11 protein-coding genes are annotated in these 12,301 nt (G+C 42.7%); 6 read left to right on the top strand and 5 right to left on the bottom strand.

The window, feature by feature from the left end; genetic code table 11:
* Positions 1-144: 144 nt before the first annotated feature.
* The gene (locus HB364_RS21030; protein ID WP_167290288.1) at positions 145-2,124 is read right to left on the bottom strand and encodes a sigma 54-interacting transcriptional regulator; all 1,980 of its coding nucleotides are present in this window, start codon (positions 2,122-2,124) and stop codon (positions 145-147) included.
* A gap of 12 nt (positions 2,125-2,136) precedes the next feature.
* On the bottom strand, positions 2,137-4,611 hold the full coding sequence (locus HB364_RS21035) for a histidine kinase dimerization/phosphoacceptor domain -containing protein (protein WP_167290289.1): 2,475 nt from the start codon (positions 4,609-4,611) through the stop codon (positions 2,137-2,139).
* A 285-nt stretch (positions 4,612-4,896) separates the two neighbouring features.
* Here HB364_RS21035 and HB364_RS21040 point away from each other — a divergent pair, with 285 nt between their 5' ends.
* From HB364_RS21040 to HB364_RS21065, 6 genes are all read left to right on the top strand, one after another.
* A complete protein-coding gene (locus tag HB364_RS21040) occupies positions 4,897-5,121 on the top strand; it encodes a 2TM domain-containing protein (RefSeq protein ID WP_167290290.1) in 225 nt (74 codons plus the stop codon).
* A gap of 11 nt (positions 5,122-5,132) precedes the next feature.
* The gene (locus HB364_RS21045; protein WP_167290291.1) at positions 5,133-5,702 is read left to right on the top strand and encodes a cupin domain-containing protein; all 570 of its coding nucleotides are present in this window, start codon (positions 5,133-5,135) and stop codon (positions 5,700-5,702) included.
* Between the two features lie 16 nt (positions 5,703-5,718).
* Positions 5,719-6,285: a carboxymuconolactone decarboxylase family protein gene (locus tag HB364_RS21050; RefSeq protein WP_167290292.1), complete on the top strand. Its 567-nt coding sequence runs from the start codon at positions 5,719-5,721 to the stop codon at positions 6,283-6,285.
* A 141-nt stretch (positions 6,286-6,426) separates the two neighbouring features.
* On the top strand, positions 6,427-7,113 hold the full coding sequence (locus HB364_RS21055; protein WP_167290293.1) for a putative quinol monooxygenase: 687 nt from the start codon (positions 6,427-6,429) through the stop codon (positions 7,111-7,113).
* A 54-nt stretch (positions 7,114-7,167) separates the two neighbouring features.
* Entirely contained in the window at positions 7,168-7,980 is an 813-nt protein-coding gene (locus HB364_RS21060) for a DJ-1/PfpI/YhbO family deglycase/protease (RefSeq protein WP_167290294.1), read from the top strand.
* Between the two features lie 115 nt (positions 7,981-8,095).
* Positions 8,096-8,833: an alpha/beta fold hydrolase gene (locus HB364_RS21065; protein WP_208420033.1), complete on the top strand. Its 738-nt coding sequence runs from the start codon at positions 8,096-8,098 to the stop codon at positions 8,831-8,833.
* A gap of 305 nt (positions 8,834-9,138) precedes the next feature.
* On the opposite strand, the gene HB364_RS21070 is transcribed toward HB364_RS21065, so the two are convergent.
* The 3 genes from HB364_RS21070 to HB364_RS21080 are packed head-to-tail and all read right to left on the bottom strand — an operon-like array spanning position 9,139 to position 12,297.
* Positions 9,139-10,632, bottom strand: a complete 1,494-nt coding sequence (locus HB364_RS21070; RefSeq protein WP_167290296.1) for an RNA-binding domain-containing protein — start codon at positions 10,630-10,632, stop codon at positions 9,139-9,141.
* 1 nt (position 10,633) lies between these two features.
* The gene (locus HB364_RS21075) at positions 10,634-11,389 is read right to left on the bottom strand and encodes a DUF5131 family protein (protein ID WP_167290297.1); all 756 of its coding nucleotides are present in this window, start codon (positions 11,387-11,389) and stop codon (positions 10,634-10,636) included.
* Positions 11,390-11,394: 5 nt separating this feature from the next.
* Positions 11,395-12,297, bottom strand: a complete 903-nt coding sequence (locus tag HB364_RS21080) for a class I SAM-dependent methyltransferase (RefSeq protein WP_167290298.1) — start codon at positions 12,295-12,297, stop codon at positions 11,395-11,397.
* Positions 12,298-12,301 lie beyond the last annotated feature (4 nt).

Genomic DNA, 12,301 nt, shown 5'->3' on the forward strand with positions numbered 1-12,301 from the left:
ACTGATTAGCAACACCGATTCAACACTGGAAATGCTGCATGGCTGGGAGATAGCCCTGCTAAGCCGGGAAGAGCAGGAGTTGTATAACTGATGTTTTTTAAAGGAAGGCCCGCCGTGGCGGTGCGGAGTAACAGAGAGGCAGGGCTATGATTTTTCCCCTGCATTGGTAAAATCCTGCTTCCTTATATTCAACTTAGCCATTTTTGATTCCAGGGTGGTAGGTTTAATATTCAGTAATTCCGCAGCGCCATTGATCCCCCGTATCCGGCCTTTTGTTTTTCTGAGAATGGAAGTAATATATTCCTTTTCAGTTTCCCGATGAATATCCTTCATCTCTTCAAGGGTATTGACACTCGTGTTAACGGCCAGTTTGGAAGTTGTTAGGGAAAGCTTCCGTGCTAATTGCAATGCTGACTTGCCATCATTGAGTACAACGGATTGTTCCAGGACGTTTTCGAGTTCGCGAATATTCCCCGGCCAATGGTATGCATACAGTTCTTCCATCATGGATGCAGCGATACCATGGAATGGCTTATTGAAAGCCCTGCAAAACTTATTTGCAAAGAATAGAGATAGTGCTTCGATATCCGTTTTCCGTTCCCGCAAGGGTGGCAGGGTGATAGGAAAAACGTTTAAACGATAATACAGATCAAGCCTGAAATTCCCATCTGCTACTTCTTTTTCAAGGTTCCGGTAGGTTGCTGTCACAATGCGGACATTAACTTTTACCGGTGAACTTCCCCCTACATATTCAATTTCCCTTTCCTGCAAAACACGTAATAATTTCACCTGCAGGGCAAGTGGCAATTCTCCGATCTCATCTAAAAAGATAGTTCCGCCATCAGCTAATTCGAACTTGCCTTTTCTTTTTTCAATAGCGCCTGTAAAAGCGCCTTTTTCATGACCGAACAACTCAGACTCAATCAATGTGGCTGGAATAGCAGCACAATTCACCTTTATGAATGGCCCCTTCCTCCTGGGCGAAAGTGAATGTATGGATTGCGCTACGCGCTCTTTTCCGGTACCACTCTCACCCAGTAATAAAACAGAAGTACTATAGGGTGCTACCTGTGCCGCAAGATCCAATGCAGCCAATAACAGATGATGACTTCCGATAATGCTTTTGAATCCGGCATGGCTCATTACTTCATCGGGTATCTTATTGGTAGAAACAGGCCGGCTTATTGCCACGGCTGATTCCGTACCATAATAAATTGTTTTTTCGGCCAGCTCTTCCAGGCAGGTTTTCAAACGTCCCAATAGGCCAATATGGTCTTTGGTGTAAATACGGGCTTGCCGGCTGTAGAAGAAATAGTGAACGGATAGTCCGTAGCCCAAAGTAACCGGAAATACAAGGTATGACTTCAGTTGGAAATGATCCAACATGATCCTTTGCAGCGAAGTCTTAGTAGTTTTTTTTGTTGCAGGCTCATTGCCATAAACCCCTGCTTTGCTATCTGTATGACTGTTTCCAATGATTACAGAAAGCTCGTTTTTATGTAAACCTGTAATGGTCATTAATTCCTTTTCACCGACAAACTGGTATTCATCAAACCCGATACGCAGATATCCCGCATCACCCAACTGCTCAGCATCCAGTGGCCTGATTCCCGATGTAATAAGATCAAATGGTATAAAAGACTGTATCGCCCTGGCTACCTTCAACAATTTCCGGGGAGCATCTGAAGTTTCATTGCTTATTGCTGCTAACTGTTTTTGTAAATATTCTTCCTGCCGCAATTTTGATTCAAGGCTATTGGTGTGACGATACCATGCGATATCCAGCGTGATCAGCAGATCCTGTTCCCTGAATGGCTTCACAAGAAATCCATAAGGATCAGTTGTCTTTGCTTCTTCCAGTATTGGTTGGGTTGCATAAGCGGATAAATAAACAAAAGCGATATTGTCGGCCCTTAGCTTCCTGGCAAGATCAATGCCCGACTGATCTCCCTCCAACCGGATATCCAGGATCACAAGGTCAGGTTTATGCTTCATCAGCAGTTCATCGGCCTCTTCCACGGAAGTGGCAATGCCAGTTACCCTGTAACCAGCCTGCCTTAATATTAACCGCAGATCATTGGCTACAACAAATTCATCTTCTACAATAAGTATTTTTTTACTCATAAGATCTGTTGTTTAAAAATTAGCCAAAGTTTCGTCCGTTATTTGTTTGCTGATAAGGGCAAACCTGATCGTAATATGCAGGCCATTATTATTTACCATATTGAACCGGCCTTTCAATTGCCTGGCAAGTCCCTGCACCAATTCAAGCCCCAGCGAGCTATGTTCTATTAGATCAACATCCACTGGCAAACCAATGCCATTGTCTGATATATTCAGTAATAACTGATCAGTTCCGTCATGTTGCAGACTGATACGCACCATTCCCTTCCGTTCATGGGGAAATGCATACTTAATGGCATTCACGATGCACTCATTAATGATCAATCCCAACGGCACTGCCTGCGATACATCAAGATCTAACCGTTCAATAGCCTGTTCAAAAACGATCCGGTTCCTCGTGCCAAGGCTGTCCTGAGCATGGTTTACCAATTCATTGATATATTCAGCCATGGCAATGGAAGCAATATTTTCAGACTGATAAAGCTTTTGATGGATCAGCGACATGGCATATACCCGGCGCTTACTGTCCTGGATAGCAGTGAACGCAGCATCATTATTGATATACACGGCTTGCGAATTGAGCAGGCTCATTACCATTTGAAGATTGTTCTTTACACGATGGTGTATTTCTTTTAATAACCATTCCTTGTCCGTAAGTAGCTGTTCCAGTTGTACGTTTTTTTGAGTCACCACTTTATTATTCTTTCGTCTCAAATGGCTTTGCCGGTATAATAACCCCGCAATGATCAATACGGCGGCAATACCTGCGAGCGTTAAATTTTTTACCAGTCTTGCCTGTTCCAAATTGGCCTTTTCCAGTGTTGCCTGTTCATGTAATAAGGCGATCTGATCTTCTTTTTCCTGTGTCTCGTACATCACCTGCAGCTCTTCCGCCTGTCGTATTTTTGTCACCTTGAAATTGGAATCCAGCAACGCTTTGTATTTCCTGTAATGGGCTGTCATGGACACATGATCGTTCATAATTGAATCGATATGGATCAGCCAATGATACGCATAAAGGTTGGACGATAGCTCCTGGTTGATCATCAAAGGTGTTGCGATCAGTTTTTCAAAATATGCTTTTGCCTTTCCGTATTGCCCCTGCTTCAGGTATAAATGGGCAAACTGATCATTGACCGTGCCCCTCAAAAATGGTCCTCTGATGCCTTCGGCCAACGTCTCCAGTGAATCCATCTTTTTGATGTATAGCTCCGCCAGGTCCAGCTTCCCAAGGGATGTATAACAGGTAGCAAGCACGTTGAAATAACGGAATTGATCTGCCAAATTCGACGGGGCGTTTACCTTTCTTGATATAGCCATCGCCAGGTCGAGCGCTTCCTGTGAACGGCCTTGCCCACACATGTAGGAAACAATGTCGTTCAACACGCCATATCCCGCCGGGTCACGGTCGATCACAAACCGGTCCAATGCTTTTTGCGTAAGATCATATCGCTCCTTGTCTTCCCTGCCCTCTAAAGCATACAAACCCGATAAGCGACTATAAAAATGAGCCCATCCGATACTGTCACGGCTGCTCTCGGCAACTTTGATCGTTTGCAATGCATAGCGCAATGGTTCCCCAAACTGCCCCTGAAAAGATGTAACCATCGCAATAGCGTCCGAATTATAATGGATGTAGGGATAATGAATAGATTCTTCCAGCCTGATCGCTTGTAAGAATATCCTGTTGGCAGCTTCCAATTGCCCGGAGACCACGAGCATATAACCCAGGTCAGTCAACGCATTGATCTCCCCCTCCGTGTTGCCCAGGCTATGGTACAGGCCCGACGCTGTCTGTAAGTCCGTCACTTTACCTTGAAAGGTGGCCTGCATAGGAGCCGTGTACATGCCCCGGTAGGCAAATGCCCTTGCTTCTGTTGCTTTATCGCCGGCTTTCCGGCATTGATCGATCAGGAGATTGTAAATAGAATCACCTTTGGGGTGATTGACCTGTACATACATTTTTCCAAGCAGGCAAAGCCCTATCCTGCCCAGTCTTTCTTCTTTCAAAGACCTGCTTTCTGCAATGGCCGTACTTAGAAAATAGTCAACACTGTCTCTATACCTGGAATAATTACCGGGTTGAAAAGCATAGTAAGAACCCAGCAGCAACAGCAGTTCCAGCCGCTTACGGCCTGTTGCTTTGGCAAGCTGCTGCATGCCAACACCTGCCTCCCGCCGGTCTATCCATTGCGATTGCGCAAACAATGCCCCGTCACCAAATCCTTCTGCCAGCACCGGAAACCGGCTCAACCCCAGCGACCGGCTGGCTGTATACAAACAGGTGTCATGATCAACCAGTCCTTCCTTGGCAACAACGATATAAGTGGAGCTAAGCAACAAGTTCAGCCTTTGCCATGATTCTTTGTCCTTAGACGGGTGATAGTAGGAATATCCCGAAACGACTTGTTTAACGGCGCTTTGAGATTGCCCGTCAAAAGATATCAATACACCGGACAGCATGCACATAAGAACCACCCTGGACATATTTTTTTCTTTTTGCATATTGTAACAGAATCTTTTGCAAAGCAAAACTGAATTGAAAGTTAACGCTTTCCGGGCGGCGGAACGGGAAATGCTACTCCGAAACATTGGAGTTTCGGAGCCGGAACTCCAATGTTTCGGAGTAGCCTGCCAGTATTTCTTTCGGGCTCACCTTATAGATAGTTCCCTAAAAAATTGCCTTCCAGTTTATTAAGAATTTACGCTTTCCTGATATGATTGTTGCTGCCAAATGGCATGCAAGTAGCCATAATACGCAAAACAAATTGTATGACACATTCAACTCAATGGGGCGCCCCTACGCCTATCGACCCTAAAAAGGGTTTCAGGATCCACTTAATTGTTTTCCTCCTTGCCACCCCTGCAATCTGGCTTGTATGGTACCTGACCGATCGGACCTATCCCTGGCCGTTGTGGTCCACCCCGGCATGGGCAATCGGCGTACTCTTCCACTACCTGGGTGTATTTGTTTTTAAAAAATCAAAGAACAATTAAAGAACAGCATCATGGATAAGCAACAAAAAACATTCAGACGTATCGTAACAGGTCATGATGCAAACGGGAAGGCCATCATTATTTCTGATGCACCTCCTGTACATACACAACTGGTGGGCGGCCCTGGAGGGCCTACCTTCTTTGAAGTATGGCATACGTTAGAAACACCTGCTTTAATTCAGGCCCGGCCCTATGAGCCGGATGAGAAAGGATTGGTATTGCCGCCACCCAAAAGCGGTACGCGTATCCGGGCGATCGAATTTCCACCGGAAGGCGAAGAAATAAGAAAACTTACATCCACAGATGCGGCTGCCAAATTCAGGTCAATGGGTGATGAGAAAGCGTCTACATCAGATGAAGCAGCTCCTCATCCATTGATGCACCGGACAAAAACGGTCGATTACGGGATCGTACTGGAGGGCGAGATCACATTGGTCCTTGATCGCGGAGAGGCGACCATTCAGGCTGGTGATATTGTTATTCAGAACGGCACCAATCATGCCTGGGCAAACCGGTCAGGCAAGCCCTGCCGTATGATCTTCATCCTGATCGATGGCGAATTCACCAATGAAATTACCTAACCAGTAAACTAACAGTATGCGTATAAGACCGTTACCTCCGGATTCCCTTAGCCCGGAGGTCCGCTATGTGCATGACGAGATTGCCAGTCTCATTGGCCGGAGTCAAAGCCAGGTAAACATGCTCGATGCACGGGGGGCCTTGCTGGGCCCTTTCCCGCCCATGCTGCACTACCCGCAGTTCGGCATACCAGCGCTGAGCTTTTTACGAACCCTTGACATGCACGCAACCCTCGACAAGCGGGTGCGTGAAGTAGCCATACTTACTGTAGGGGCTGCCTTTGGCGCCCGCTTCGAACTGTATGCACATGAGATCATGGCAGCAGCATTTGGCTTGCCGGATGATATCATCGCTTCGCTTGCAGCGGGTGGTCATCCCTATGGTTTAAATGTGCAGGAAACCATCGCGCATAATGTCGCTTATGCATTGGTTGCTGGTCATGTTGTTCCGGCTTCCACTTATAAGCAGGCAGTACAGTTGCTTGGGCAGCATGGTGTGGCAGAGCTCTTCTTCCTGGTAGGCGGCTACAGCCTCATCGCCATGATCCTGAACGGATTTGATATGCCTGCGCCTCCCTTTGTGTAGCCCCCTTCTTTTCGACTGACATATCCACTGTAATTGATTAAGACTAACACCAAAAGCATGACAGCAAAAGTTTTTTTATCACTATCCAGCAAGGCGCTTGTATTGATAACAATGTGCCTCCTGGTAAGCAACACATACGCAATGGAAAAATTATCCAATGCCAAACACCTGGCATACAATGGCGAAGAAGTGACTGTATTGACACGGTACGAGGTAAAAAAAGGGTATAAAAAGAAGTTTCGCAAGCTCCTTCGTAAGTATGTGAGACAGGCTATTGCCGATAAAAGAAACATCATGGCAGAAGCCTATTATGAACAGGAAAACCCTTCCATATTATGGGTCATAGAAAGATGGGATAGCAAAAGCGGACTGGAGACCAGGAGGAACGGCGCAAAATTCAAATTGATAAAGTTATTAGCTGAAAAGAAGCTGGTACAACCTGCAAAAACAATCTACGTAAAAGACCTGGAGCCGATCTCAAAAAAAGAATGGAGAAGAGAGCCGGAGGAGGAAGATAAGCCGATCACTATCATGTTGTTTGTGGATAGCAAGGCAGGAACTGAAGGTGCTTTTAAAGATGTGTACCACAGGGCCATGCCGCAATTCCGGGGTGAGCCAGGTGTTATCAATTACCAGCTTTCACAATTGGAAGAAGACAGCACTCAGTTTGTTACCTATGAAAAATTCCGGAGTGAAGACGCCTTCCAATATCACCTGAGCTTTCCTCCTATACAGCCTGTGATCGATTATTTGAATACCAGCATCAAAAAACAACCTTTCCAAACAGGCCTTCACAGGCTTATAGCGTTTGCGCCTAAAAAGCGGTAATGACAGGTTCATAGATTAATAAACAACATTACTTATAACAATAAAAACTTAAAAATGAAACCGATCAAACAAATCATGTTGGCAGGAATAGGTGCACTTACTGCATTTAATGCTGATGCCCAGGTAAAAGTAAAAGCCGCACAGATCAATGACCATGAATTATCTGTATTGAACCAATTGGCATCCCCTTCTGTAGTTGTCAACATGCCAGTATCGCAATTATTGAATGCTCCGGGAAACGAAGACTTACGGGCATTCTTTTTTACTCCTGTAAAGGATTCAACTGTATTGAAAGGAAAAAAGATTGCGGTGATTGCTGCTGATGGCTTTGAGGAAATTGAATTATTAGGTCCCGTATGGTATTTCAAGCAACTGGGAGCTAAAGTAGATATCGTGGCGCCAAAATATAATCCCGCCCCGGAAAGGTATGGTCTTATGTATCCTGAAATGGCAAAAACGCATATCATGGCCATACAATACCTGCAGCCTGTAGGCTGGATAAAATTCGACCGCACGGCAGACCAGATCAAGGTAAGTGATTACGATGCCGTGTTCATTCCCGGCGGCGCATGGAACCCGGATAACCTGCGCTATGACAAGGACGTGATAAAGTTTATACAGGATTTCAACAAGTCGGGAAAACTGATTGCGGCCATCTGTCACGCCCCGGTTGTGCTGGCTTCTGCTGATATATTGAAAGGAAGAAAGCTGACAGGTTATTGGAACATACAGGTGGATCTGAAAAATGCGGGAGGAACGGTATTGGAACAACCTGTGGTAACAGATGGAAACCTGATCACCAGCAGGCATCCTATTGATGTGGCTGATTTTTCAAGGGCAGTGGAAAGTTGGCTGATCAAAAAATAATCAGCCACAAAGGAGGCTTCAACTATAAAAATTAAAGGAAATGAAAAAGACAATTTCATCGCTAATGACAGCAGCACTAATAATTTCCTTACTTGCATCAAACATTAAAAATGATATGAGCGCTAATCCTAACTCACAAACCTATGTACTGGTACATGGCGCATGGCAGGCCCCTTATGTATGGGATGCAGTACGTACCGACTTGCTTAAAGGTGGCAATCAGGTAATTGTGGTAGAACTTCCCGGTCACGGTGCCGACACTACTCCCGCGTATAAGCTTAGCCTGGATGTTTACAGCAATAAGGTTATCGAATCCATTTCCAGGGTAAATGGCAAGATTATCCTTGTTGGACATAGCCTGGGTGGCATGGTTGTAACAAGTGTGGCAGAGAAAATTCCTTCAAAGATCAGTAAGCTGGTGTACATCGGAGCTTTCCTTCCATCATCAGGGCAGGCCCTTACTGATCTTGCCTTTTCAGACCCGGATTCAAAATTGGGCCCACTGCTGGTACCATCTGCCGATCAATTGACACTGGATGTAAAGCGTGACAGCCTCACCTGGCTGTTTATAAATGACGGTACACAGGCAGATAAAGAAAAAGTTCTTGCCAACTATAGCCCTGAACCGGCAATTCCCTTTACCAACAAGGTTACCTTAACCAATGATCATTTTGGTGCAGTAGAAAAAGTTTACATTAAAACGCTCCAGGATATTGTGATATCACCTGCGTTACAGGACCGGATGATAGCGGGGGCAGGTATCTCCAAAGTATATGCTGTTAATACAAGCCACTCACCATTTCTGTCCCAACCGCATGAGGTTGCAAACCTGTTGTTTAAAATTGGGGAATAACATACTATTACATTATGGTAGAATACAAAGAACGATCAATTGATTAGGTTGGTCGTTCTTACTTCCAGAAGTGTTATAAAAACAAAAAAGGTCCATCATTGCTGATGAACCTTAGATGCGGACCGGACGGGATAACCCACCGGTTTGTATCTTGCTAAAAATCAGCATTTTAATTTTCGAGGTCGACTTGCAGGTCGATTTTAAAGAACAAAAGCACCAAACCTTACCTGGGTTTATGTGGCTTGACATTAAAATACAAAATATGTCTAATGATTTAAATTCTTACGAGTTAAAACAACACAATATTAAAAAGAGCTTTTTAATGCATTTCTTCCTTTGGGTGTAATAAAGTATATATTGCCCTTCATTGCAATTAACCCGTTTTTAAGTAAAAAGCTAATTTCGTCAGAAATACTCCACTGAAATAATTTTGGAATTTCTTCGTCCATTGCAGGTTCCATCATCAATTTCTCCAAAATTTGTTGTTGTTTATCTGTTAGAGTGTAAACCTCGAAATTTTCGCTATCAACATTGATTTCAAACGGCACATCTGGATGAATACGAATTACTACCATAAAAAGAGACCTTTCAGGATCGGTCGATAAAATCGGTTTAGGAGAACCATTGTTGCTCAAAGAACTCACTATTGTAGGAATGCCGGTTGCATATTTTTCTGCCAGCCTAATATTTTTAAGCCAATCACCAAGTTTTAAATTCCTGTAATTTCTAGCAGTAATTCTTAGTTGCGCTAAAGCCACTTCATCAATAGGAGGCAATGGACCTGGATAACTAAGTATTTCAATTCTACGATCATTACCTGCCTTATATACCCTAATTTCATTTGGAGTCGGATTTGTATAACTTCTATGATATAATGCGTTTACAATTGCTTCCTCCAAAGCTTGATAGGGATAATTAAAATATCTCCTTGATTCTACTTGCGATTCACTCTTCCGAACAAATGCCTTAATTACATTACTATCCAAATAATCCATTATTTGTCTTATTTGAATATGAACAGGACCTTGGAATTTCTTTTCAGAATATCTAGTTCCGGCTTCGTCCTCAAATTCAACTAAATTTGTAACACAGCCTTCGAAAAATTTCTCTGGATGCTTACAAAACATCAAAAGACCCACATTTAAAGGCTTAATGTTTTCCGGCGTCCCCCTTGCAATTTGCATTTTTATAGCTATTTCGGTCAAAGTAAGTCCAGAAATCTCGTCGTATAAAGTGCTTTTAATTTCCTGCAGATATGCTTGAATTAGCCCCAAGTCCAAATCATTAATACTCGCTTTGGTATTTATCCGATCATCAAAATATTTATATGACGCTAATTCATTTAGTCGTTCTTTTAACCGTCGAGTTGCCGGAATAGTAACCGAAGAAGGTCTAACGTACTGTTTCAGTTGTCCTTTAGGTCCAAGTGTATTCGGAGCTTCATATGGTCGTTCCTCGCCAGTATTCACCCAAATTATTACTATATGCTTATCTTGGTAGACAATTGGCTCAATGATTGGAAAAATATTGGGCTGAATTTTAAAACAAAGTTCGATAAACTCCTTTTGAATCTTGTCAATTTGATTAAGCTGGACTCCAACAGGAGGGAGAATTGGAATGCCATCTTTTTCTTCAATCCCGACTATTATATAACCACTCCCATATTCATTAATGTCATTTGCAAAAGCACACATCGTATGAATAACCTCCTCAGGATTCCACCCGCGTTTATATTCAATTCTGACCGACTCCACCGTTTTAGCATTTACAAGGTCGTCTATATTTATTGGTATTGCCATTTCATTTAGTTGGAAATTCTTTATATACTTGTCCATCAATCATACAGCCACCCTTTGCATACAAGGGATGCGCCTTTACAAGTGTAGGATCGCTTAAGTCGGGATTAAAAATACGTTTTCCCCATTGTTTAAAGAAAAAAGGTATATTTTGTCTCTTACAATTATCCCTAATTTTCAAAACCCATTCCTTTTCAACCTTCCTTGCCCTTCCTCCAGATTCACCTCCTACCACAATCCAAGATAGTCCATAATAATTATTATAAGATATATCACCTAATAGCGGCTCAAAGGATACAAATTTAATCTGAGCAGAAGACCTTTTTAACAAGTCAATTCTTCCAGCTTCATCTTCACTTTCTACAGAAACTCCTAACCAGATGTTATCTGACCAGCACAAGCTTTTAGATAATCCTACTACCCTATCAATTCGTTTGGTCAATATCTGGAACTGATGAATCGGTGTTTGATTCATAATCTGAAAAATGCGATTAATATAAGGCTCTTGTATATCTTCATGAAAAAGATCACTCATTGAGTTAACAAAAACTTTCGAGGGTCTTTTCCATCTCATTGGATCAAATAATCGATTTGGAGCTAACGACAGTTGAAATCCATTTTTATATTGTGCAATACCTCGCTTTTGTTGCATCTTTGCCCAACGCTCAGCATAGCAGTATTTGCATCCAGGAGAAATTTTAGTGCATCCAGTTGTTGGGTTCCATGTAACTTCCGTCCACTCAATATTTGATCGGTTCATGTGAGCTAGATTTTTGATAGCTCATTTATACAATCGGCAGTTGCCGAAGGCTTCGATACTTTATAATATCTCCGAAGCATACCATGAAACTTTCCTCCTAACCATTTTTCTTCTTTAAGATCTAACCAAAATGAATCAGTAGTCTCATTGTGTGCTCGAAGGCCAGCAATCTTTACTGCTTTATCCAACTCATTACTCATTGTTTCAACATCCATAGGAAAAGGGTTTTTACTGATATCTCTATGCAAAAACAGCCTGCGCAAGACATCCTCCCTTTTAAAACGCATAGAATGGAATTCGCCATGGGTTATAACTATATGCCTAGGTTTTAGCAGAACTAGCAACGTAGGCAATATTGGTAAGGTTGAGCCACATGTATCTAAATCAACTAAATCTATTCGAAGTTTATTTACTTTTAAGTCAGCAGCAGCATCAAGAGCATCTCCCATAAAGAAGAAAACTTTTTTATCCCCGTTCGTAAACAATTTCCATAGACAATCACCCGTATTTACCTTTTCAAATTTATTTTCTCTTGCTGTTTTCTCAAATTGCTTCAATTTTGACTTCATTATATCAGAGGCATAAACAACGTCAGCAACAGTTGTCCATTTAAAAGTCTGATGCCCAGCTCCTGCATAAGCATCAAAGACATGTTTAGGCTTTACTTTTCGAGCTATTTGTGTTGTGAAGTCTTCTTTCTGATCCCGATAGGATTCGCCAAAAAGGTCATGTTTTATTCTTAATTTTCGAACTTTACTTCTAATTCCAGGAAGTGTTCTTCCAGGAAATAATTCCATTAGAAATTGCGCATCGAAAGACTCTTTTTTCAAATATTTTAATAGCAGCCTCTCATCCTCAGGACTCCATGATAAAGGAATAGTGTTTGCTTTTCGCCTTTCTAGTGCCATAATA

This window comes from Paraflavitalea devenefica (assembly GCF_011759375.1).
GTDB classification, from domain to species: Bacteria; Bacteroidota; Bacteroidia; order Chitinophagales; family Chitinophagaceae; genus Paraflavitalea; species Paraflavitalea devenefica.

Bases quoted from the DNA above. Each gene is read 5' to 3' on its own strand.
- HB364_RS21030 (WP_167290288.1), bottom strand. From the start codon at position 2,124: ATGAGTAAAAAAATACTTATTGTAGAAGATGAATTTGTTGTAGCCAAT.
- HB364_RS21035 (WP_167290289.1), bottom strand. From the start codon at position 4,611: ATGTCCAGGGTGGTTCTTATGTGCATGCTGTCCGGTGTATTGATATCT.
- HB364_RS21040 (WP_167290290.1), top strand. From the start codon at position 4,897: ATGACACATTCAACTCAATGGGGCGCCCCTACGCCTATCGACCCTAAA.
- HB364_RS21045 (WP_167290291.1), top strand. From the start codon at position 5,133: ATGGATAAGCAACAAAAAACATTCAGACGTATCGTAACAGGTCATGAT.
- HB364_RS21050 (WP_167290292.1), top strand. From the start codon at position 5,719: ATGCGTATAAGACCGTTACCTCCGGATTCCCTTAGCCCGGAGGTCCGC.
- HB364_RS21055 (WP_167290293.1), top strand. From the start codon at position 6,427: ATGGAAAAATTATCCAATGCCAAACACCTGGCATACAATGGCGAAGAA.
- HB364_RS21060 (WP_167290294.1), top strand. From the start codon at position 7,168: ATGAAACCGATCAAACAAATCATGTTGGCAGGAATAGGTGCACTTACT.
- HB364_RS21065 (WP_208420033.1), top strand. From the start codon at position 8,096: ATGAGCGCTAATCCTAACTCACAAACCTATGTACTGGTACATGGCGCA.
- HB364_RS21070 (WP_167290296.1), bottom strand. From the start codon at position 10,632: ATGGCAATACCAATAAATATAGACGACCTTGTAAATGCTAAAACGGTG.
- HB364_RS21075 (WP_167290297.1), bottom strand. From the start codon at position 11,389: ATGAACCGATCAAATATTGAGTGGACGGAAGTTACATGGAACCCAACA.
- HB364_RS21080 (WP_167290298.1), bottom strand. From the start codon at position 12,297: ATGGCACTAGAAAGGCGAAAAGCAAACACTATTCCTTTATCATGGAGT.